Source organism: Branchiibius sp. NY16-3462-2 (assembly GCF_001594145.1).
Taxonomy (GTDB): domain Bacteria; phylum Actinomycetota; class Actinomycetes; order Actinomycetales; family Dermatophilaceae; genus Branchiibius.
In genome coordinates this window covers 115,345-136,661 of record NZ_LVCF01000025.1, presented here as the reverse complement: position 1 = coordinate 136,661, position 21,317 = coordinate 115,345, and the positions used below count along the sequence as shown (strand labels likewise).

Below are 21,317 nucleotides of genomic sequence, written 5' to 3'. Positions count from 1 at the left end.
CCAGGATGAGCGAAAAGGACCTTCTGGTACGTCGATTGGCCGGCCAGCGCAGGCACGTCCTGGACCAGGTCGAGGGGCTGAGCGACGAGCAGTTGCGGGCCGCCGTACTGCCCTCGGGCTGGTCCGTCCTCGGACTGTTGCGCCACCTGACCCTCTCCGATGAGCGGTACTGGTTCGAGGTGATCGTCGCCGGAGGACCGTTGGACTTCTGGCCGGAGGACGAGACCTCGGAATGGCAGGTAGGCCCTGACGAACCGGCCCAGCTGGTCATCGACAACTACCGGATCGCCGTCGCCAACTCCGAGGCGATCGTCGCGGCACGGTCGCTCGACGATCCGCCGGCGACCACGGAGGACTGGTGGGCCGGCGCCGGGATGTCCTTCCCCGACCTGCGCTCGGTGATGGTGCACGTGTTGGTAGAGACGGCCAACCATGCCGGGCACCTCGATGCGGTCCGCGAGATCCTCGACGGCAAGCAGTACATCGTGGTCTGACCCGGTCCGGCAGTCTCGTGTTCTCCGGCTGGATTTGCCGAAAACCGTGCTGAGTCAACTGGATTGCCGGACCAGGTCAGGTGCGCCACCCCGGATCAGGGTGCGCTCGCCCAGTGCCACCAGCAGCAGTTGCGCCACGGCGACGGCTACACCGAGCCAGCAGACCGCGACCCAACCGCCGCTGGCCGCCACCCGCGTCGAGACCAGCGATCCGATCGCGCCCCCCGCGAAATAGCTGGTCATATAGGCCGCGTTGACGCGGGCCCGACCCTCCTGGGAGATCGCATAGATCTGGGTCTGGTTGGTCACCTGCATGCCCTGCACGCCCGCATCCAGCACCACGATCCCCACCACCAGGGCCGCCAGCGACACGTTGCCCAGCGCGAGCGCCAGCCACGAAGCGACCAACAGCCCGGTGAAGATCACGGTCAGGCGCAGCGCCCGGCCGCGATCGGCGTACCTGCCGGCCAGTTGGGCAGCCAGCGCTCCGGCCACTCCGATCAGACCGAAGAGTCCGATGACGCCCTCGGAGTAGTGGTACGGCGCGCCGGCCAGCAGGCCGGTCAGCGCCGTCCACAGGACGCTGAACTGGAAGAACGTCAACGCCCCGTAGGCCATCCGGCGGCGCAGCACCGGTTCGGTGCGGATGAAGTGACCGATGGAGACCATGAGGGCGCCGTACGTCGATCGCTGGGTCGGGCGGGACTCTGGCAGTCCGCGCCAGAGGGCCAGGGTGACCACCAACATGGCCAGTGCCGCGATCCAGTAGACGCTGCGCCAGCCACCCACTTCGGCCAGCAGCCCGGCAACGGTCCGGGCCAGCAGGATCCCCAGCAGCAGTCCGCTCATCACGATGCCCACCACGGTGCCCTGCTCCCGCGGCTCGGCGAGGGTCGCCGCGAGCGGCACCAGGACCTGCGCGACGACAGTGAGCAACCCCAGCAGGATCGAGGCGGCGAACAGCCAGGGTGCGTTCTGAGCGGTGGCGGTCAGGATCAGCGCACCCACGCAGGCCAGCGACAGCCCGATGATCAACCCTCGGCGTTCGAGCAGGTCACCCAGCGGGAGCACGAAGAGCAGTCCGAGGGCGTAGCCGATCTGGGTCATCGTCACCAAGGCGCCGGCGCTCGCGGCACTGATGCCCAGGTCGCCGCTGATCAACTCCAGCAACGGCTGGCAGTAGTACAGATTGGCCACCGAGATGCCCGTCGCGACGGCCATCAACAGCACGACGGCGCGGGACAGACGGGGTTGGTTCACCCTTCAATCATTGCAAGGCAATGGTTCGACGTGGTGGGTGGCCTTTGCGAACGGCCCATCAGGGCACCAGCCCGGCTGTTAGCCTCCAACTGTCGTCGGGTGACCCCCCACCTACGCGATGAACGAGACGAAGGCGGCATTGGTGACCCACGAGCGGCGCCCCGAGGTGGCGGATCTCCCGGTGACGCGGCGCACCCTGGCTAAGGGAGCCGCGTGGACGACTCCTGTTCTGCTGGTCGGGGCGGTGACGCCGCCCGCGTCGGCCAGTGTGCAGCCCGGTCTGCAGGGCTGGGTCACCGTGGGAAAATCCTGCGACAGCAACACGATGACGCTGACCATCGACGGCACCGGTTCCTATCCAGATAGGGGTCTGTGGGTGTATGGGCCGTCGACCCAGAACATAGCCAACGCCTTCATCACCTTCTATTACCCCAGCACGCTCGCGATCACCTGGGCGGCGAACCCCACCAACGCCTCATGGTCCGTGCCGGCCATCGACAACACGGCGCCCGCCATCTCGGGATTCACTGCGTACACCACGAAGTACAGCGGTGCATGGACGTATCACCCCACCGGTGCCGACGGCCCGTACAGCACTGCGAACGGTCAACCCAACTTCACCGGCACGGCACAAAACGCAGGAGTTCTCTGCCGCAACGGGGTGAACGTCTACGCGCGTCGTACGGTCACTGTCAATGGCACGCAGGTCACCTTCCTGCGCGGTCCCGTTCAGATCTAGCCGACCCTTTGGGAGATGCGTGATGTCCGACGATCCGACCAGTAGCGGAACACCGACTGCGAGCAGCGAGCCATCGGTGCCGTCAACAGACTCCACCGGGGCTCCTGCAGCTGGTTCGCCGACCGGGGAGCCGACGGCGCAGCAGCCGACCTCCACGTCCGGCTCCGAATCAGCGACGCCGGGCTCCACCGCGACATCAGAGGTGCCGTCCGGGATCTGGGCCGTCGGGTCCGCCCGGATCTGATTACCCGCATGGGCTGACAATGGAGGCATGGTCGTCAAGCTCCGTGCTCCCGAACTCGTCGGTCGCGGCTGGCTGAACACCGGCGGACAGGACCTCTCACTCGCGCAGTTGCGCGGCAAGATCGTCGTCCTGGACTTCTGGACGTTCTGTTGCGTCAACTGCCTGCATGTGTTGGACGAGCTGCGCCCGCTGGAGGAGAAGTACGCGCATGAGCTGGTGCTGATCGGCGTGCACTCGCCGAAGTTCGTGCACGAGGCCGATCCGGATGCGCTGGTCGCAGCGGTCGAACGCTACGGCGTGCATCACCCCGTGCTGGATGACCCGGCGCTGACGACCTGGCAGGCCTACACCGCCCGCGCGTGGCCGACGCTGGTCGTGATCGATCCCGAGGGCTCGATCGTGGCGTCGATGTCCGGGGAAGGCCACGCAGCGGGACTGGCCAGTCTCATCGAAGACCTGATCGTCGAGCACCGCGCCAAAGGCACGTTGTGCCAGGGAGATTCGCCCTACATCGCGCCCGCCTCGAAGGACACGCAGCTGCGGTTCCCCGGCAAGATCGCTGCCCACCCGGACGGTTCCTTCCTGGTTTCCGACACCGCCCACCACGACGTGGTGTGGCTCGAGTCCGACCTGACCACCGAACGGGCCCGGTTCGGCGGCTTCAACGAGCCCCAGGGGTTGTTGGTGCTGCCCGTAGAGGTCGCCGAGCGCGTCGGGTATGACGTGGTGGTCGCCGACAGCGTGCACCATCAGATCCGGTCGATCCGATTGTCCGACGGGCAGATTCAGGTCATCGCCGGGACGGGTGAGCAGTTGCGCGAACGCTCCGGCGGCGGGGCAGCGTTGAAGCAGCCGCTGTCGACGCCGTGGGACCTCGCGTGGTGGATCGATCGGGTCGTGATCGCCATGGCCGGCACCCACCAGTTGTGGGCGCTGCACCTGGCGACAGACCCGGCAGACAACACGGTCGCCGTCCTCGCGGGGACCTCCGCCGAAGGAATCCGCGACGGGCTCGCGCACGACGCGTGGTTAGCGCAGCCCTCGGGCCTCGCGACCTCCGCCGACGGCACCCGGGTCTGGATTGCCGACGCCGAGACGTCCGCGCTGCGCTCGCTCACGTTGTCCGAGGAGGGTTTCGAACTGAAAACCCATGTGGGACAGGGATTATTCGACTTCGGTCATGTCGACGGACCCGCTGGACAGGCGCTGTTGCAGCATCCGCTCGGGGTCAGCGAGCTGCCCGACGGCAGCGTCGCCATCGCGGACACCTACAACGGAGCGATCCGCCGGTACGACCCGACCAGCGACGAAGTAACCACGCTGGCAACCGGTTTGGCCGAGCCGAGCGACGTTCTCTTCGCCAACCACCTACTCGTCGTGGAGTCGAGCGCCCACCAGGTGATCGCCGTACCTGTGCCGGAGGTCGCCCAGCGGATGGACGGTGACTCGCACACCACCGCCCGCCCGGCCACTCCGATCGCGCCCGGCCCGGTCACGCTGACGGTCGCCTTCACCCCGCCACCCGGGCAGAAACTCGATTTCCGGTACGGCGATCCGACCCAGCTCATGGTGTCGGCGACTCCCGAGGCCCTCCTGCGAGACGGTAGTGGCACCAGTGAGGGTCTGAGCCGGGCCCTCGTGCTGGACCCCGCGGTCGGCGACGGCACGTTGCACATCTCGGTGCGCGCCGCCGCCTGCGACGGGGACTCTGAGCACGCGGCATGCCATCTGTATCAACAGGATTGGGGCATCCCGGTCATTCTTGATGACACCGCTGCTGCGGAACTCGAACTGGACCTGCGCGGCGTCTGAGTCAGGACAGGTGCTTGGAACTGAGCACCTTGAGCAGAGCGGGGGCGTCGAGGCGGGCCTGAGCATCGGTCAGGTTGGTCTCAACGATCCGCTGGCCGTCGGCCGCAACGAGCTGGGCCTGAGGTCCGCCGTCGGTGGCCGGACCGTTCGTGGCGGTGCCGAGCACGGCACCCTGGGCGTCGATCAGGATCTGGATCTTGGGCATGACAGTTCTCCTTGGGATGGTGATGAGCAGGGGCGCCGCGGCTCAGAAGCCGCCGCCGCGCCATTGGAAGGCGACCGACTGGCTGCCGTCGTTGCGGACGGTTGCGTAGTAGGTCAGGTGGCCGTTCGCGTCGAGCCCTTCGGCAACGTCCACGGTGGTGAGTTCGCCGGAAGCGCCGAGGGGTTCAGCTTGGATGAGTTGCGGCCCGACGTCACCGTTGCCGCCCCATGAGAACCACCACCCCAACGAGGCTCCGGGTGCGATCGTGCCGCCTGAGACAGTCCATGACATGGTCTTGCTCCTTCTGTGATGGGTATTCGCGACTCAGCGTCCGCCGCCGCGCCACTGGAAGTGGACGGCGTCGGGGCCGTCGTTGCGGACCGTTGCGTGATAGGTCAGGTAGCCGTTGCTGTCGAGGCTCTCGGCGCTGGAGATGGTGGTCAGTTGACCTGAGGGCTCGACCGGTTCGGCCTGGATCAGTTGCGGTCCGGCGTCCCCGGTCCCGCCGAAGGTGAACCACCAGTCCTGGGAGGCACCGGACGCAATGGCTCCGAAGCCGGACAGCCACCACGAACTGGGTCGGTACCACAGGTCGACCTCGCCGGCGCCCGTCACCTTCTCGTTGACGACGACGCAGTGCTGTCCGATGTCGGTCACTGCATTGTTCACGGTCCACAGGAAGTCCGGTGCCGCGCTGCCACAACGAAGTTCGATGTTGCGCATCCCGGTCATCGCGACGTCGGGATAGTCCGATTCGCTCTGGGCGCCGTACACCTCGAGAGTCTCGATGCACCAGGTCAGTTCCTGGATGTTGAAGACCGGCAGATTGGTGTTGGCAATACCGGTGAAGGAGCATCCGTAGCTGTAACCGTTCGCTCGCTTGCGGCCACGGACCATCACGCCGGTGAGGACATCACCGACGTTCACGTCGACCAGGGTCGAATGGAAGCTCTGGCCGGTCTGTCCGTCGGCGTACCAACTGGCGACCGACCACTTCGAGCCGCCACCAGCGGCGGACGGGCCCCACTGCAGCACCGGCTGGTAGATCATCGTGGAGTTCTGAATCCCGTTGAACAAGAAGATGGTCTGGCCGTGATCCGTGCGGGGAGCCGGGGGCACAGTCCAGGTGGTCGAGAACCGGGACACCGGCGTACCCGTGTCGTTGGTCCACGAGGCGTAGGTGATCCACCCTTCGCCCAGAGCCGGCACCGCCTTCTTGCTGGCAGCACTGCGACGGGACAACAACTCGGCCCGTGTCCGCAGGCTCTCACTCGACGCTCGCGGCTGCAGCGGTCGACCAGGGGGATGCACCGGCTCGGCGCCGCAATCGATTTCGTGCTGACCGTCCTCGTCGACCAGTCGGAGTCTGCCGCGATGATGCTCCACGCGCATCCCGGGCGGCACCTCGTGGACCAGCGACCGGTGTTTCCAGCCGCCCGGGGTGAGGACGTGTTCGTCGACCACCTGCAGACCGTCGTCGTCGACAACACCCTGACCGGGGTCGACCTGGTGGACATTGCGTGGATCGGCTGGGCCCGCGGGGGTACGGACTTGGTTGGTCATCGTGGTGCCTTCTTCCCACGGCGCCGCGTGGCGCCGTACGGAAATCAGGAGGGGTGGCGCCCTCGGTGAGATACGCGCACAGATGGGCAGCTCTGGGCGGCTTGGGTCAAACGTGCCGCCTGCGCGGCTGCGAAGGGCAGGATGGCGATGTGACTGATGCGAGCGGAGCACCCACAAGACTGACCATCGAGGGCACGGCCGGTGAGCCGGTCACTCTGCCGTTTCCGAAAGGCCCGGCGACGGGCTATGTCTGGGAGTGGACCCTGCCGGACGGGGTCAACCGCCTCCCCGACCTGCCGGATCCGCCGGCCGAGATGATGCCGGGCGCGCCGGACGGCTCGCTGCCGCAACTGCTGGTGGACGACCCGGGTGATTACGAGGTGTACGGCGAGTTCGGGCGCCCGTGGGAGGACGCACCAGAGCGCCGCGTCGTGATCACGCTGTCCATCCGACCCTCGGCAGACGACACCGCGTGAGCGCCGCCGATCTGATCCTGACCGGAACGATCTGGACCGGCGATCCGGCCGGGTCATGGACCGACGCGATTGCCGTTCGTGACGGACACGTCATCGCCATGGGTCGTGAGGCGTGTGCCGAGGTCACGCAGGCGCGTACCGAGAAGATTCTGTTCCCAGAGGGTTTGGTGGTCCCTGGCTTCCAGGATGCCCACGTGCATCCGCCCTTCGCGGGCCGCAATCTGGACAACGTCGACCTGTCCGAGGCGGCCGGCCTGCCGGCCTACTTGGAGATCATCCGCGCGTACGCCGATGCCCACCCCGAGCGGGACTGGATTGTCGGCGGCGGCTGGGCTCTGGAGTCCTTCCCCGGCGGCCAACCCCGCAAGGAAGACCTCGACGCCGTTGTGCCCGATCGGCCAATTTTCCTGTTCAACAAGGATGTTCACGGCGCGTGGGTCAATTCCGAGGCGCTGCGACGAGCGGGAATTGACGCTGCGTCACCAGATCCCGCTGACGGCCGTTACGAACGCGACCCCGCCACGGGCGAGCCGACCGGCATGCTGCAGGAGGGCGCGGCGTACTCCTTCGAGTCCGATGTCGTCCCTGCCCCGACCACCCGTGACTGGGCAGCACACATTCTGGCCGCCCAGGCCCATCTGCATTCACTCGGCATCACCGGTTGGCAGGATGCCTGGGTCACCCCGGCGACCCAGGACGCTTACGAATGCCTCGCTGGCACAGACAAACTCACAGCGCGAGTCGTCGGTGCGCTGTGGTGGGACCGGCACAGCGGTCTTGAGCAGATCGACTCGCTGATCGACCGCCGTCGCGTGACCGGCAACTTCCACGCCACCTCGGTCAAGATCATGGTCGACGGCATCGTCGAGAACGGCACCGCCGCCATGTTGGAGCCCTACTGCCGCCACGACCTGGGCGAGCATCCGAACGGATTGACGTACGTCGAGTCCCAGGCCCTCGCGCAGGCTGTCACCCGCCTGGACGGGCTGGGTTTCCAGGTCCACCAGCACGCGATCGGTGACGCCGCGGTCCGCTCCGCCCTCGACGCCGTCGAAGCGGCGCGAATGGCCAACGGCAGCAACGACCTGCGCCATCACATCGCGCACCTACAGGTCGTCAACCCGCAGGATCTGCCTCGCTTCCGGGCGCTGGATGTGGTGGTCAACCTGCAGACCTACTGGGCGCAGAATGAGCCGCAGATGCGCGACCTCAACTTCCCGGTGCTGGGCGAGGAACGGTCTGCGCAGATGTATCCGTTTGCGACGATCGCCGCCAGCGGGGCGGTGCTGGCGATGGGCTCGGACTGGGGCGTGACCACTGCAGATCCGTTGCAGCAGATCGAAGTTGCGGTCTATCGCGTGGACCCCGCGAGGCGTGACGAGAAACCGTTCTTACAGCACGAGGGGCTATCCCTGCGGACGGCACTCTCGGCGTTTACGGCCGGATCGGCGTACGTCAATCACGATGCGGAGGGTGGCTACCTCGCTGTCGGTCAACGTGCAGACCTGGCCGTGCTGGATGCCAACATCTTTGACGCGGGTGTGCGCCCGGCGGACGCCACGGTCACGCAGACCATGGCAGCGGGCCGATGGGTGTACGGCGGTTGAGGATCAGTGTTCGCTGGCCAGCAGGCCCGCGAAGCCCAGCATGATCGCACCGGTGGCCCCATCGACCGAACGCCGGAACCGCCTGCGCTGGATGGCATTCGCCGCGAGGCCGCCAGCCCAGACGATCACGAGCAGCACGACCGCGCCGACCACGGTGAGGGTCACGGCGTACAGCAACAACGTCGGCAACGAGGCGCTGGAGCTGACGAACTGGGGCAGGACCGCGAGGTTGAACGCCAGCACCTTGGGGTTGGTGATGTTGCACAAGTAGCCGGACCGCACCGAGCGCAGGCGAGTGACCCGCGTGGCGCCTGCGCTCAGGTCCCAGCCCGCGCCGCCGCCGGTCAACGCGGCTCGCAGCGCGCCGAAGGCCAGCCATGCCAGGTAGGCCACACCGGCCCAGCGGATCGTCTCGAAGACCGGCTCGGCGTGCGCGATCACGGCTCCGAGGCCGGTGGCCGCCAGGATGCCCTGGGTCAACCCGGCCGCGGTGATCCCGAGCATTGTCCACAGGCCGCGCTGCCGGCCGCCCACCACGCTGGAGCGCAACGTCAGCAGACTGTCCGGTCCCGGAGCGACGGCGATGAGCAGCGCGAAGAGCACGAACGACGGGTATCCCACGCGGAAAAGAGTAGGACCGCACTCAGGTCGATGCGGGTCGCGTCCGTTCTCCGGCTGCCAGCGGTACGCGCCAGTGGAAGTGCAACGACAGCACACGGATGGTGAAGACCGCGAGTGCCACCGCAGCCTGGGCCAGGACGCTGGCCCCGTTCCAGTGCCATAGCGCGGTCATGGCCGCCGCGCCGAAGAGAGCCGGGAGCGCGTAGATGTCGCGGGGGTCGAACAGTTTCGGGTTGCGGTTGGCGCACACGTCGCGCAGCAGGCCGCCGCCGATGGCGGTCGTGAACCCGAGCAGGGTTGCCGCCACGGGGTTCATCCCGAACTGCAACGCCTTGATGGTGCCCGCGGTACAGAAAAGGCCGAGCCCGGCTGCGTCGAACGTCAGCAGGGTCCGGGGGAACCGCTGCACCTCCGGGGCGAGGAAGAACACCAGCGCCGCAGCAACCAACGGCGGGACCACGTAGGCCGGTCGTTCGAACGCCGTCGGAGTGACGCGCAAGACCAGGTCGCGCAGCACGCCGCCGCCGAGTCCGGTGAGCGATCCCAGTACGACCGATCCCACGATGTCGTAGCCGCGGGTGACCGCCAGCAGGCTCCCGGAGATCGCGAAACAGAAGACGCCGAGCAGGTCGAGGGCCAGGGACCAGGTCATAGGCCCATCCTGCCCACCTGCCGGACACCCGGTAAACGCACAATCTCGGTCGCCTGCCGCAGCAGACGACCGAGATTGTCCGGTCAACCGAGTGGGTACGGCCCGATCAGAAGGCGTCTTCCGGCAGTTCCATCAGCGACAGGTCCGTCGCCTCGACGATGGCGCGCTCGGTGGTCAGCCGCGGCAGCACCTGCGAGGTGAAGAACTTCGCGGCCTGCACCTTGCCGACGTAGAACGGGTCGGTCGAACCCGCGTCCAGGTGGTCCTGGGCGATCTCGGCCTGGCGCAGCAGCAGCCACCCGATGACCAGGTCACCGGCCGCCAGCAACAGACGCGAGGTGTTCAGGCCGACCTTGTAGATCGCCTTCGGATCGCCGCCTTCGGAGTAGGCGCCCATCGCGGTCATCCCGAGGTTCTCGATGATGCCCTGGACGTCCTCCATGGCCTTGCCCAGCAGGCCGCGCTCCGTGGTGAACTTGTCGTCACCGGCGCCGCCCTTCACGGTCTGCAGGATCTGCTCGGCCAGTGCGCCCAGTGCGACGAACTGGTCCTTGAGAATCTTGCGGAAGAAGAAGTCCTGGGCCTGGATCGCGGTGGTGCCCTCGTAAAGGGTGTCGATCTTGGCGTCTCGGACGTACTGCTCGATCGGGTAGTCCTGCAGGAAGCCCGAGCCACCGAACGTCTGCAGGGACTCGGTGCCCAGCAGCACCCAGGCGCGCTCGGAACCGACACCCTTCACGATCGGCAGCAGCAGATCGTTGAGGCGGGCGGCCAGTGCGGCGGGGGTCCCGTCAGCCGGGTGCTCCTTGCCGGTCGCGATGAACTCGGCGTCCACGATGTCCTGCTGGCTGGCGGTGTAGAGCACCAGCGCGCGCAGGCCCTCGGCGTAGGACTTCTGCAACATCAACGAGCGACGTACGTCGGGGTGGTGGGTGATCGTGACGCGCGGCGCATCCTTGGCCGGGTTGGTCATGTCGGCACCCTGGACGCGCACCTTGGCGTACTCCAGCGCGTTCAGGTACCCGGTCGACAAGGTGGCGATCGCCTTGGTGCCCACCAGCATCCGGGCGTTCTCGATCACGCGGAACATCTGCGCGATGCCGTCGTGAACGTCGCCGAAGAGGGTGCCGACCGCCGGTTCCTTGTCACCGAAGGTGATCTCGCAGGTGGTGGAGACCTTCAGGCCCATCTTGTGCTCGACGTTGGTGACCCAGGCACCGTTGCGACCGGTCAGCTCACCGGTTTCGAGGTCGATGTTGAACTTCGGCACGATGAACAGCGACAGGCCCTTGGTGCCCGGCGCAGCGCCCTCGGGGCGGGCCAGCACGAAGTGGATGATGTTCTCGACCATGTCGTTCTCGCCCGAGGTGATGAACCGCTTCACGCCGGTGATGTTCCAGGTGCCGTCGGCGTTCTGCGTCGCCTTGGTGCGCCCGTTGCCCACGTCGGAGCCGGCGTCCGGCTCGGTGAGCACCATCGTGGCGCCCCAGCCACGCTCGACCATCAGCTTGGCGATCTTCTTCTGGTCCTCGTTGCCCAGGATGTACAGCAGCTTGGCGAACGCGTACGAAGCGGCGTACATGGCCAGCGCCGGGTTGGCGCCGAGCAGCAGTTCGTTCTTGGCCCACTGCAGCGACGGCGGGGTGACCGTGCCGTCGAGCTCCTCGGGCAGGTCCATCGCCCAGAACCCGGAGTCGATGAACGCCTCGTAGGACTTCTTGAACGACGGGGTGATCGTCACCGTCTTGGACTCGGGGTCGTAGACCGGGGGATTGCGGTCGGAGTCGAGGAGGCTCGCAGCGATGTCGTTCTCGGCCAGCGTCACCAGCTGCGCGAGCATCTCGCGGGCGGTGGCGGCGTCGACGTCGGCGTACGGCCCGTTGCCGAGGACCTCGTCCCGGCCAAGGAGTTCAAACAGGTTGAACTCGATATCGCGCAGGTTGGACTTGTAGTGGGACATGGGGCTCCTCGGAAGGCGATGTTACTGGCCAGTATCTATTCTCCTACTCGCGAGTAATGTCCGCAAGCCGGACGGCGCAGGTGGTTTCCGCCGCGCTGCGGCCGTGATCCATGTCGCATCGGGGATGATGGGAAATGTGAGCCAGCAGTACGACGAGTCCACCCCCTTCATCCAGGTGCGGATCGCGTGTCCCAACCTGCAGGAGGCCGAGCAGTTGGCCGCCGAGCTGGTCGCCGAGCGTCTCGCCGCCTGCGTGCAGGTCACCCCCGGTGTGCAGTCCACCTACCGCTGGCAGGGCAAGGTCGAGGTCGCGAGCGAGGCCGTCGCGCTGGTCACCTCCCGGGCCGACCTCTTCGAGCAACTGGCCGCCCGCGTCACCGAATTGCACTCCTATGACGTGCCCGAGATCGTGGCGAGCCCGATCACCCAGGTCAGTTCGGCGTACGCCGAGTGGCTGGCCGGCGCTCTCCTGGAACCGGGGGAGGCCCACACGGCCCCGGCCCTGCACCTGGAGATCGAGCGCAAGTTCACCCTCGCCGACGACGGGCTGGTGCCCGAGCCCGGCGAATGGCCCCGGGTGGGTCAGGTGAGCAACGAGCGGCGCTACCTGCTGCAGGCCACCTATTACGACACGGCGGCTCTCGACCTGGCCTCGCACGGGGTCACCTTGCGCCGCCGGGAGGGCGGCCCCGATGAGGGCTGGCATCTGAAGCTGCCCCGCTCGGGGGATGCCCGGATGGAGGAGTGGATGCCCTTCGGTGCCGACGACGCACCGCCCGTGCAGTTCCGCGACCAGGTGCGCCAGTTGATCGGCTCCGCCTCGCTGGTGCCGGTCTGCGAGGTGCGCACCCACCGGGTCGAGCGGGATCTGCTGGCCGGTGACGTGCACCTGGCCTGCCTGTGCGATGACCACGTCAGCACGCACAACCTGCTCGATGACCAGTTGGACAGCGACTGGCACGAGCTCGAGGTCGAGTTGGTCAACGGCGGGATGGACTTCCTGGACGAGGTGGCCGACCACCTCTCGCAGTACGGCGTGCAGCAGGCCACCGTCGCCTCGAAACTGGCGATGGCGCTGGGTCCGTTACTTCGTCGCGGCGCCGATCCCGATCTGGAGCCCACGGGATCATGAGCGAGGTCGAGCACGCGATTGCCCAGTTACGCGCCCACGGCGAGCGCGTGACGCCGGCCCGTCGCGCGATCCTGGCCGTCCTGCGCGACGACCCACGCCATCTGGACGCCGAGACCATCGCCAGCCAGGTCGCCGACCGTGAGCCGGGTGTTCATCGCGCCACGGTCTACCGCTCGCTGCAGGCGATGTCGGACTGCGGGGTGGTCACGCACACCCACGTGCCGAGCGGTGCGACCATCTACCACCTGGCGGAGAGTGCCCAGCAGCACGCCCATCTGCAGTGCGAGCGCTGCGAGAAGTTCTTCGACGTTCCCGCCGACTGGTTGGACGCGATCGCCGAGAAGGCCTCTGCGAGCTACGGATTCACGATCGACCGGTCCCACGCGGCGTTGCTCGGCATCTGCGCGGAGTGCGCCCGCGAGTAGTCAGCGTTGGTAGGTGCCGACCAGCACGGCGCGTCCAATGGCCTTGAACGCCAGGTTGAACGCCACCACGGTCGGGGTCACCGAGTCGTCGACACCCAGGGACTCCTCGCCGACGGCGTGCACCACGAAGAAGTAGCGGTGCGGCACGTCGCCCTCCGGCGGCCCGGCTCCTTCGAAGCCGGGTGTCCCACCAGAACTCTTCAACTCGAACGCGCCATCCGGCACCGCCGCACCACGCTCCAGCGAGGTCACCGACGCCGGGACGTCGACCAGCGTCCAGTGCCAGTAGCCGTCCGGGGTCGGGGCATCCGGGTCGTAGCAGGACACCACGAACGACTTGGTCTCCGCGGGGAACCCACTCCAGCTCAGCTGCGGTGACACGTTCGCGCCGTCGACGGAGAAGTCCTTGTCGAGAGGCTCGCCGCCGGTGATGTCGGTGCTGGTCAGCGTGAACGGCGGCACCTTCGGCATCCGCGCATAGGGATCGGGGGCTTGGGGTCGATCCAGGCTCATGATGTGACCTTATCCCCGGTCACCTACCCGATCAGCGCTTCTCGCAGGCGATCCCGGGTTTGTCGCAGTCGGCCACGTAGGGTGCGGTGCGGGATGTGCTCGCAGGAGGGGACCGAGGGATGAAGCAGGGTTTGACGGTAGCCGCGCTCGCATGCGGCGTCGGTGTCCTGGCGTTGACCGGTTGTAGTTCGTCGACCCCCACCGCCGCATCGCCGACCGCGACGCCGACGTCCTCGGCGCCGTCGAGCACCACGACAGCCACGTCCTCGAGCGCACCTCCCACCTCGATGTCCACATCTCCCACCTCAACGTCCACCTCCGCCAGCCCCACCCCGTCGTCGACGACGACGCTCCCGCCACTCTCGCCGTACGAGAAGGAGCTCCAGGTCATCGCGGTCCGCAGGTTCGCGACGGAGTACGCCAAGGCCGTCAACGCCAGGGACATCGACTACAAGCCCCTGTTCTCAGTGCTGACCCAGCCCGCCAGTAACCTCGTCAACCGCTCAAGCATTTTCGGGACTGATCTTCAGATGGGGGTTCACTACCCGGGCCCGGTGCCGTTGACGCCGACGAGAGTGGACGGCAATTACGTGTACGCCTGCATGATGGGCGCGGGCTTCGCGGTGGACCCCAAGACCGGTAAGCCAGCAGAAGCGCGAAGCATCTATCCCACCCGTTTCAAGGTCGTCAAGGGGGCGCAGGGTTACGTGATCAGCACCTATGGAAACGACCCGGCGATCCACTGCGACGGGGTCAACATTGTCCGGCGTGCATGGTGAGTACGGCCATCATGGTGAAGCAGGGTTTGAGGGCAGTTGGGCTCGCAGGCGGCGTCGGTGTCCTGGCGTTGACCGGTTGTAGTTCGTCGACCACCACCGCCGCATCGCCGACCGCGACGACGACGTCGTCGGCGACCGCGACGTCATCGCCGCCGTCGAGCACCACGACGTCGCTGTCCTCCAGCCCATCGCCCACTTCGACAGTCACATCGTCGAGCCCAACCCCCTCCTCGACGACGACGATCCCGCCACTCTCGCCGTACGAGAAGGAGCCTCAGGTCATCGCGGTGCGCAGGTTCGCGACGGAGTACGCCAAGGCCGTCAACGCGCAGCAGCCGACGTATCCGCCGTTCGTGGCCACGATGGTCCCGAACACGAACTTCACGGGAATCCTCGGCACCGACCTGACCAAGAAGCTGCACTACCCAGGCCCGTTGCCGTTCACGCCGGTGCGGGTGAACGGCAACTACGTGTACGCCTGCGTCTTTGCCGAGGGGTTCGCGACGGATCGCACGACGGGTCGAGCGCCGGAGGCGCGGGTTGTCTACCGGACCCGATTTCAACTGGCGAAGGTGAACTCGCAGTATCGGGTCGTCACCTGGGGTGACGACCCGTCCTTCAACTGCACCGACACTCAGGTGGCCGTCCGGACGTGGTGAGCCGGGTCAGCGCTTCTCGCAGGCGATCCCGTCCTTGTCGCGGTCCAGCTTCTTGTTCGCGTTGTAGACCGCGGTGTTCACTGTGAAGTTCTTGACCGGCTTCGCCTTGCCCGACACCTTGTCCTTGGCGCCCGCTTTCGCCACGCCATGCGCATACGCCTTGTTCAGCGCCGTGCAGTTCTTGTAGACCGGCGGCGGCTTCGGCTTGGTCTTGGCGTCGGCCGGCAATGCGGCGAATCCGGTGAGCAGGCCTGCGGTGACGGTGGCCGCGACGATGCGGCGAGAAGTGAACATAGGGGCAAGTATGTGGACAAGTCCGTTCACTGTCCCGGGAACCGGGGAATGCCGGCTCACTATTCTGGGGCCATGTCCATCGACGTGCTGGTGCTCAACGGCCCGAACCTCAATCTGCTGGGCACTCGCGAGCCTGGCATCTACGGCAGCGACACCCTGGCCTCGATCGAGAAGCAGACCGAGCAGGTCGCGCAGACGCTGGGTGTCACCACGACCTGGGAGCAGTCCAACCACGAGGGCGCCCTGATCGACCTGATCCACCAGGCCCGCGGCAACTACAAGGGCATCGTCATCAATGCAGGCGCCTACACGCACACCAGCATCGCGATCCGCGACGCGCTCAAGGCTGTGGGCATCCCGTTCGTCGAGGTGCACATCTCCAATGTGCATGCGCGAGAAGAGTTCCGCGCGCATTCGTACCTGTCCGACATCGCAGAGGCGGTCATCGTGGGCGCCGGCCCGCTCGGTTACGAACTCGCGATCCGCACCCTCGCTGCGCGCCTGGTTGACCCACCGAAACTCGCCTGAGCGCATACTGCGATGTGTCCCGTGTCACATCGCAAAGGAGCCAGCGCCGTGAGCCATGACCCGTCCTATGCCGCCGGGGAGACCGACGTCCCCCTGATCGAGGTAACGATCGGGGACGCGCTCGACCAGACCGCCCGCACGTACGCCGATCACGAGGCTCTGGTCGAATGCGCCACTGACCGCCGGTGGACCTGGGCGCAGTTGCAGGAACAGGTCGACGAAGCCGCCCGTGGACTGCTGGCGGCCGGTATCCAGCCCGGTGACCGCGTCGGTATCTGGGCACCGAACTGTGCCGAATGGACGATCATCCAGTTTGCCACCGCGAAAGTCGGCGCCATCCTGGTGACCATCAACCCGGCGTACCGGACGCATGAGTTGGCCTTTGTCCTCGCTCAGGCAGGGATCCGGATGGTGGTGGCCACACCGAACTTCAAGACCAGCGACTACGCGGCGATGATCGAGCAGGTCCGCCCGGACTGCCCGGCACTGGAGCAGGTCGTCCTCATCGGCACCGAGTCCTGGGACGCGCTCCTGGCTGGCGCGTCAGAGCGCTCAGCGGACGACCTCGCGACCGTGCAGAGGGCCCTGAGCAACACCGACCCGATCAACATCCAATACACCTCGGGGACAACGGGATTCCCCAAAGGCGCGACCCTCAGTCACCGCAACATCCTGAACAACGGCTTCTTCGTCGGTGAGTTGTGCCGCTACACCGAAGCGGACCGGGTCTGCATCCCGGTGCCCTTCTACCACTGCTTCGGGATGGTGATGGGCAATCTGGCCTGCGTGACGCACGGCTCGACCATGGTGATCCCGGCACCGGCCTTCGACCCGGTGGCGACGCTGCAGGCGACGCAAGCCGAGAAGGTCACTTCGCTGTACGGCGTACCCACGATGTTCATCGCGCAGTGGTCGCTGCCGGACTTCGCCGACTACGACCTGTCCACCGTGCGCACGGGGATCATGGCCGGCTCGCCGTGCCCGGCGGAGTTGATGAAGAAGGTCATCGCGGCCGGCATCGAGCAGATGACGATCTGTTATGGGATGACCGAGACCTCACCGGTCTCCACCCAGACCCGGGTGGACGACTCCTTCGAGCACAAGGTCGGCTCGGTGGGCCGGGTCGGGCCGCAGTTGGAGATCAAGGTCGTGGACCCGCTGACCGGCGACACCGTGCCGCGGGGTGAGCCCGGCGAACTGTGCACCAAGGGTTACTCGGTGATGCTGGGCTACTGGGAGCAGCCGGAGAAGACCGCTGAGGTGCTGCGCGAGGGCTGGATGCACACCGGCGACATTGCGGTGATGGGCGACGACGGCTACGTGCAGATCACCGGCCGGATCAAGGACATCGTGATCCGGGGCGGGGAGAACATCTATCCCCGTGAGATCGAGGAGTTCCTCTACACCCACCCGGACATTGTGGACGCCCAGGTGATCGGCGTACCCGATGAACGCTACGGGGAGGAGTTGTGCGCGTGGATCCGGATGCGCGAGGGTACGCCGGCCCTCACCGCCGATGCGCTGCGCGACTTCGCGACGGGCCAGTTGGCGCACTACAAGATCCCGCGCTACGTGACGATCGTGGAGGAGTTCCCGATGACCGTCACCGGCAAGGTGCGCAAGGTGGAGATGCGGGAGAAAACGATCGCGGACCTGGGGTTGTAGCTCCCCAGGCCCGCGATCGGAAGGGTCAGGCCAGCGCCTTGACCTTCAGCGCCTCGTACTCCTCGGGGGTGATGGTGCCGGAGTCCAGCAGGGCCTTGGCGTCGGCGATCTCCTGGGCCGGGCTACGGCCGGCGGCTTCGCGGACGTAAGCGCGGGTCTGCTGGTCCGCGTCGGCGATTCGTTGCTGTTGCCGCAGGGCCATCCCCTTGCCGCGCGCGATCAGGTAGACCAACGCGGTGATGACCGGGAAGAAGATCAGGCAGACGATCCAGATCGCCTTGGCCCAGCCGCTGGTCTCGTGGTCGCGGAAGAGGTCGGTGACGATCTGGAACATCACCATCAGGTAGGCGATGAAGAAGAAGATGTAGAGGACGTAGAGCAGGTACTGCCAGAAGTCGTGCATGAGGCCCTCTCAAGGGTGTGGGTGTGACTGGTGGGGATAAGCCTAGGGCCACCGAGTCGAAATGGAGCGGGCGACGAGAATCGAACTCGCGTGTCCAGCTTGGGAAGCTGGCGCTCTACCATTGAGCTACGCCCGCGTGCGGCGGCCGGAGGATCACCCCGACCAGCCAGTGCGAGAGTCTAACCCGCGGCCGGTTCAACTCCGAAACGCAGGGTAAGTTGAGCGGGTGCTGCTCTCTGATCGCGACATCCGCGCGCAGATCGACGCCGGGCGGGTGCGTCTGGAACCGTTCGAGCCGGGGATGATCCAGCCGTCCAGCATCGACATCCGCCTCGACCGCTACTTCCGGTTGTTCGACAACCACAAGTACCCCTTCATCGACCCCGCGGCCGAACAGGAGGAGCTGACCCGGGCCCACGAGTGCGCGGACGGGGAGCCCTTCGTCCTGCACCCGGGGGAGTTCGTCCTCGGCTCGACGTACGAGCAGGTCACCCTGCCCGATGACGTTGCCGCGCGCGTGGAGGGCAAATCCAGCCTCGGCCGCCTCGGTCTTCTGACGCACGCCACCGCCGGCTTCGTCGACCCCGGCTTCAGCGGGCACGTCACCTTGGAACTGTCGAACGTGGCAACCTTGCCGATCAAACTGTGGCCGGGGATGAAGATCGGTCAGCTGTGCTTCTTCCAGCTCTCCTCGCCCGCCGAGAACCCGTACGGCTCAGCCAAGTACGGCTCCCACTACCAGGGCCAGCGCGGTCCGACGGCCAGCCGCTCCTACCAGAATTTCCACAAGTCGGATGTCTGATCGGCGCCGGGTGGTTCTCACCGGCCCGGCCCACGACGGGGGTCACGCTCACCTGAGGGTGCCGCGCAGCGTCGTCCCTGGGGACCTGATCGCCCTGATGTTGCACGGCGGCTCGCCGTCCAGCATCACACGGGTGACCCGGCTGCATCCGCCGACCCTGGTCATGGTCCCGTTCGCGACAGCGCTGGTGCGGCGGACCCACGCTCGGGTGCGCCCTGCCCAGCTGCGCTACGCCGTGCAGGGCTGGAACGGCGTACGTCGATCCCCGGTCGTGGACGCACGCTGGGCCCTGGACGAGTTGAGCCAGCGCTTCCCGGATACGCCCATCGCTCTCGTCGGTCACTCCATGGGCGGCCGGGTGGCGTTGGAGCTCGCACCCGACGAGCGGGTGCGGGCGGTCGTCGGGTTAGCCCCGTGGTACGCCGAGGGATACCCCGCCGCCTCCTTCGTGGACACCCCACTGCTGGTGCTGCATGGCGACCAGGACCTGATCACCGACGCCCGGACGTCAGAGGAGCTGGTACGCCGCGTGCAGGCTCTGGGCGGCAACGCCACCTTCGAGAGCATCCGCGACAGTCACGCGATGCTGCGCAGGCCGACCCAGTGGCACGCCAGGGCGGCAGCCTTCCTGACCGCTCAACTGGGCGAGGAGTGACAATTCGCATAGCAATCTGTCGGCAGTGCTTCATATGCTGCTGAGACCATGCTGTTGCGACTCATCCGCGAGCGTCTCGCGCCCTACCTGGGCTTCGTTGCGGCGCTGATCCTGCTGCAGTTGATCAGCGTCGCCGCCAACCTCTACCTGCCGACGCTGAACGCCGACATCATCGACAAGGGCATCGCCCGCGGCGACACCGGATTCATCACCCACACCGGAATGATCATGCTGGCGATCAGCGTGGTGCAGGTGTTCGCGGCCATCGGTGCGGCCTACACCGGTGCCCGCCTGGCGATGTCGGTGGGGCGGGACCTGCGCGGCAGCGTCTTCCACGCGGTCGGGCGGTTCTCGGCCCGTGAGGTCAACACCTTCGGCGCCCCGTCGCTGATCACCCGCAGCACCAACGACGTCCAACAGGTGCAGATGCTGGTGTTGATGGGTGCCACGTTGATGGTGTCCGCGCCGATCATGATGGTTGGTGGCGTCATCATGTCGGTGCGCACCGACCCCGGGCTGTCCTGGCTGATGGCGCTCGCGGTCGCGATCATGGGTGTGGCCATCGCGCTGGTCGTGCGCAAGATGGTGCCGGGGTTCCGGATGGTGCAGTCCCGCTTGGACACGGTCAACCGGATCCTGCGCGAGCACCTGACCGGCGTGCGAGTGATCCGCGCCTTCACCCGCGAGCCGTTCGAGACCGCGCGGTTCGGCGTCGCGACCGATGAGTTGACCGATTCCTCGATCCGGGTCGGCCGGCTGATGATGTCGATGTTCCCGATCGTCTTCACGATCATGAACCTGTCGACGGTCGGGGTCTGGTGGTTTGGCGCCCACCAGGTCGATGCCGGCGACATCGAGATCGGCAGCCTGTCGGCCTACATGACGTATCTGATCCAGATCCTGATGGCCGTGATGATGGCGACCTTCATGTTCATGATGATCCCGCGGGCATCGGTGTCCGCCGACCGGATCACCCAGGTGCTGGACACCCAGCCCTCGGTCGTGCCGCCCGAACACCCGGTCACCCCGCCCCGGTTGCGCGGTGAGGTGGAGCTGCGCGGTGCCTCGATGCAGTACCCGGGTGCGGATGCGCCAGTGCTGCAGGATATTTCGGTCTCCGGCCAGCCCGGGCAGACCATCGCCATCATGGGTGCCACCGGCTCCGGCAAGTCGACGTTGTTGTCGCTGATCGCCCGGTTGTTCGATGCCACCGACGGGGCGGTCCTGGTCGACGGGGTGGACGTGCGCGACCTCGAGCCGACCCAGTTGTGGGGGCATATCGGCATCGTGCCGCAGAAGGGCTACCTGTTCACCGGGACCGTCGCCAGCAACCTGCGTTATGGCAACCCGCACGCGACGATCGACGAACTCTGGCGGGCGCTGGAGATCGCCCAGGCAGCAGACTTCGTCCGCAAGCTCGAGGGTGGACTCGAAGCGCCGATCTCCCAGGGCGGGACCAACGTGTCCGGCGGTCAGCGGCAGCGACTGTGTATCGCCCGGGCGTTGGTGGCCCAGCCGCGGATCTACCTCTTCGACGACTCGTTCTCAGCGCTGGACCTGCAGACCGACCGCCGACTGCGCAACGCCCTGAAGCCGGTGACCCGTGATGCCACCGTTTTCATTGTGGCGCAGCGGGTTTCAACGATCACTGATGCTGATCAGATCCTGGTCCTGGAGGACGGTCAGACGGTCGGCCTCGGCACGCACGATGAGCTGTTGGCCGGCTGCACGCCGTACCGCGAGATCGTCGAGTCCCAGCTGGGGGTGGATGCGGCGTGAGCCAGGAAGAGGAGAGCACGACGCAGCGGCCGCCGACCCGCCCGGCCCGG

26 protein-coding genes and 1 tRNA gene are annotated in these 21,317 nt (G+C 66.8%); 14 read left to right on the top strand and 13 right to left on the bottom strand.

The window, feature by feature from the left end:
- Window positions 1–5 precede the first annotated feature (5 nt).
- Window positions 6–494 (top strand): DinB family protein, encoded by a 489-nt coding sequence (locus AZH51_RS06685; RefSeq protein WP_291522560.1) that lies wholly within the window; start codon window positions 6–8, stop codon window positions 492–494.
- A 54-nt stretch (window positions 495–548) separates the two neighbouring features.
- On the opposite strand, the gene AZH51_RS06680 is transcribed toward AZH51_RS06685, so the two are convergent.
- Complete coding sequence (locus AZH51_RS06680) at window positions 549–1,754, bottom strand: MFS transporter (RefSeq protein WP_291522558.1); 1,206 nt, start codon at window positions 1,752–1,754, stop codon at window positions 549–551.
- Window positions 1,755–1,872: 118 nt separating this feature from the next.
- Between AZH51_RS06680 and AZH51_RS06675 the strand changes: the two genes are divergently transcribed.
- Window positions 1,873–2,493 carry a hypothetical protein gene (locus AZH51_RS06675; RefSeq protein WP_291522556.1) on the top strand — a complete coding sequence of 207 codons (621 nt, stop codon included), beginning with the start codon at window positions 1,873–1,875 and terminating at the stop codon, window positions 2,491–2,493.
- 271 nt (window positions 2,494–2,764) lie between these two features.
- Window positions 2,765–4,549, top strand: a complete 1,785-nt coding sequence (locus AZH51_RS06670; RefSeq protein ID WP_291522554.1) for an NHL domain-containing thioredoxin family protein — start codon at window positions 2,765–2,767, stop codon at window positions 4,547–4,549.
- A gap of 1 nt (window position 4,550) precedes the next feature.
- On the opposite strand, the gene AZH51_RS06665 is transcribed toward AZH51_RS06670, so the two are convergent.
- From AZH51_RS06665 to AZH51_RS06655, 3 genes are read right to left on the bottom strand one after another with little or no spacing between them, the layout of a single operon-like run.
- Window positions 4,551–4,754, bottom strand: coding sequence for a hypothetical protein (locus AZH51_RS06665; protein WP_291522552.1), 204 nt, complete (start codon window positions 4,752–4,754; stop codon window positions 4,551–4,553).
- A gap of 42 nt (window positions 4,755–4,796) precedes the next feature.
- Window positions 4,797–5,045, bottom strand: coding sequence for a hypothetical protein (locus tag AZH51_RS06660; RefSeq protein WP_291522550.1), 249 nt, complete (start codon window positions 5,043–5,045; stop codon window positions 4,797–4,799).
- 33 nt (window positions 5,046–5,078) lie between these two features.
- Window positions 5,079–6,317 (bottom strand): hypothetical protein, encoded by a 1,239-nt coding sequence (locus AZH51_RS06655; RefSeq protein ID WP_291522548.1) that lies wholly within the window; start codon window positions 6,315–6,317, stop codon window positions 5,079–5,081.
- A gap of 149 nt (window positions 6,318–6,466) precedes the next feature.
- Between AZH51_RS06655 and AZH51_RS06650 the strand changes: the two genes are divergently transcribed.
- Window positions 6,467–6,793: a protease inhibitor I42 family protein gene (locus AZH51_RS06650; RefSeq protein ID WP_291522546.1), complete on the top strand. Its 327-nt coding sequence runs from the start codon at window positions 6,467–6,469 to the stop codon at window positions 6,791–6,793.
- Window positions 6,790–8,400 (top strand): amidohydrolase, encoded by a 1,611-nt coding sequence (locus tag AZH51_RS06645; protein WP_291522544.1) that lies wholly within the window; start codon window positions 6,790–6,792, stop codon window positions 8,398–8,400. Before AZH51_RS06650 ends, AZH51_RS06645 begins: the two co-directional genes overlap by 4 nt.
- A gap of 3 nt (window positions 8,401–8,403) precedes the next feature.
- Here AZH51_RS06645 and AZH51_RS06640 read toward each other — a convergent pair whose 3' ends face one another.
- From AZH51_RS06640 to AZH51_RS06630, 3 genes are all read right to left on the bottom strand, one after another.
- Window positions 8,404–9,021 carry a LysE family translocator gene (locus AZH51_RS06640; RefSeq protein WP_291522542.1) on the bottom strand — a complete coding sequence of 206 codons (618 nt, stop codon included), beginning with the start codon at window positions 9,019–9,021 and terminating at the stop codon, window positions 8,404–8,406.
- A 22-nt stretch (window positions 9,022–9,043) separates the two neighbouring features.
- Window positions 9,044–9,673, bottom strand: coding sequence for a TRIC cation channel family protein (locus AZH51_RS06635; RefSeq protein ID WP_291522540.1), 630 nt, complete (start codon window positions 9,671–9,673; stop codon window positions 9,044–9,046).
- A 106-nt stretch (window positions 9,674–9,779) separates the two neighbouring features.
- The gene (locus AZH51_RS06630; protein ID WP_291522538.1) at window positions 9,780–11,633 is read right to left on the bottom strand and encodes an acyl-CoA dehydrogenase; all 1,854 of its coding nucleotides are present in this window, start codon (window positions 11,631–11,633) and stop codon (window positions 9,780–9,782) included.
- Window positions 11,634–11,769: 136 nt separating this feature from the next.
- Between AZH51_RS06630 and cutA the strand changes: the two genes are divergently transcribed.
- Together cutA and AZH51_RS06620 are read left to right on the top strand one after the other, a co-directional pair.
- Complete coding sequence (gene cutA / locus AZH51_RS06625; protein ID WP_291522536.1) at window positions 11,770–12,765, top strand: divalent cation tolerance protein CutA; 996 nt, start codon at window positions 11,770–11,772, stop codon at window positions 12,763–12,765.
- Entirely contained in the window at window positions 12,762–13,190 is a 429-nt protein-coding gene (locus tag AZH51_RS06620) for a Fur family transcriptional regulator (RefSeq protein WP_291522534.1), read from the top strand. Before cutA ends, AZH51_RS06620 begins: the two co-directional genes overlap by 4 nt.
- On the opposite strand, the gene AZH51_RS06615 is transcribed toward AZH51_RS06620, so the two are convergent.
- Window positions 13,191–13,703, bottom strand: coding sequence for a YbhB/YbcL family Raf kinase inhibitor-like protein (locus AZH51_RS06615; protein ID WP_291522532.1), 513 nt, complete (start codon window positions 13,701–13,703; stop codon window positions 13,191–13,193). It abuts the gene before it with no gap.
- Between the two features lie 31 nt (window positions 13,704–13,734).
- Window positions 13,735–14,148 carry a hypothetical protein gene (locus AZH51_RS06610; protein ID WP_291522530.1) on the bottom strand — a complete coding sequence of 138 codons (414 nt, stop codon included), beginning with the start codon at window positions 14,146–14,148 and terminating at the stop codon, window positions 13,735–13,737.
- A 22-nt stretch (window positions 14,149–14,170) separates the two neighbouring features.
- Here AZH51_RS06610 and AZH51_RS06605 point away from each other — a divergent pair, with 22 nt between their 5' ends.
- On the top strand, window positions 14,171–14,482 hold the full coding sequence (locus AZH51_RS06605) for a hypothetical protein (protein ID WP_291522528.1): 312 nt from the start codon (window positions 14,171–14,173) through the stop codon (window positions 14,480–14,482).
- On the opposite strand, the gene AZH51_RS06600 is transcribed toward AZH51_RS06605, so the two are convergent.
- On the bottom strand, window positions 14,457–14,690 hold the full coding sequence (locus AZH51_RS06600; RefSeq protein WP_291522527.1) for a hypothetical protein: 234 nt from the start codon (window positions 14,688–14,690) through the stop codon (window positions 14,457–14,459). The genes AZH51_RS06605 and AZH51_RS06600 overlap by 26 nt on opposite strands.
- A gap of 79 nt (window positions 14,691–14,769) precedes the next feature.
- Between AZH51_RS06600 and AZH51_RS06595 the strand changes: the two genes are divergently transcribed.
- Window positions 14,770–15,141 (top strand): hypothetical protein, encoded by a 372-nt coding sequence (locus AZH51_RS06595; RefSeq protein ID WP_291522526.1) that lies wholly within the window; start codon window positions 14,770–14,772, stop codon window positions 15,139–15,141.
- Window positions 15,142–15,147: 6 nt separating this feature from the next.
- Here AZH51_RS06595 and AZH51_RS06590 read toward each other — a convergent pair whose 3' ends face one another.
- A complete protein-coding gene (locus AZH51_RS06590) occupies window positions 15,148–15,435 on the bottom strand; it encodes an excalibur calcium-binding domain-containing protein (protein WP_291522525.1) in 288 nt (95 codons plus the stop codon).
- Window positions 15,436–15,507: 72 nt separating this feature from the next.
- On the opposite strand from AZH51_RS06590, the gene aroQ reads away from it, so the two are divergent.
- Together aroQ and AZH51_RS06580 are read left to right on the top strand one after the other, a co-directional pair.
- Window positions 15,508–15,963, top strand: coding sequence for a type II 3-dehydroquinate dehydratase (aroQ, locus tag AZH51_RS06585; RefSeq protein ID WP_291522524.1), 456 nt, complete (start codon window positions 15,508–15,510; stop codon window positions 15,961–15,963).
- 12 nt (window positions 15,964–15,975) lie between these two features.
- Window positions 15,976–17,628: an AMP-binding protein gene (locus AZH51_RS06580; protein WP_291522523.1), complete on the top strand. Its 1,653-nt coding sequence runs from the start codon at window positions 15,976–15,978 to the stop codon at window positions 17,626–17,628.
- A gap of 25 nt (window positions 17,629–17,653) precedes the next feature.
- Here AZH51_RS06580 and AZH51_RS06575 read toward each other — a convergent pair whose 3' ends face one another.
- The gene (locus AZH51_RS06575; protein WP_291522522.1) at window positions 17,654–18,031 is read right to left on the bottom strand and encodes an SHOCT domain-containing protein; all 378 of its coding nucleotides are present in this window, start codon (window positions 18,029–18,031) and stop codon (window positions 17,654–17,656) included.
- 62 nt (window positions 18,032–18,093) lie between these two features.
- Window positions 18,094–18,167: transfer RNA gene (locus AZH51_RS06570), tRNA-Gly, on the bottom strand.
- Between the two features lie 90 nt (window positions 18,168–18,257).
- Between AZH51_RS06570 and dcd the strand changes: the two genes are divergently transcribed.
- The 3 genes from dcd to AZH51_RS06555 are packed head-to-tail and all read left to right on the top strand — an operon-like array spanning window position 18,258 to window position 21,267.
- Window positions 18,258–18,833: a dCTP deaminase gene (dcd, locus tag AZH51_RS06565; protein ID WP_291522521.1), complete on the top strand. Its 576-nt coding sequence runs from the start codon at window positions 18,258–18,260 to the stop codon at window positions 18,831–18,833.
- Window positions 18,826–19,488, top strand: a complete 663-nt coding sequence (locus AZH51_RS06560; protein ID WP_291522520.1) for an alpha/beta fold hydrolase — start codon at window positions 18,826–18,828, stop codon at window positions 19,486–19,488. Before dcd ends, AZH51_RS06560 begins: the two co-directional genes overlap by 8 nt.
- A gap of 48 nt (window positions 19,489–19,536) precedes the next feature.
- On the top strand, window positions 19,537–21,267 hold the full coding sequence (locus AZH51_RS06555; RefSeq protein WP_291522519.1) for an ABC transporter ATP-binding protein: 1,731 nt from the start codon (window positions 19,537–19,539) through the stop codon (window positions 21,265–21,267).
- Window positions 21,268–21,317: the final 50 nt, after the last annotated feature.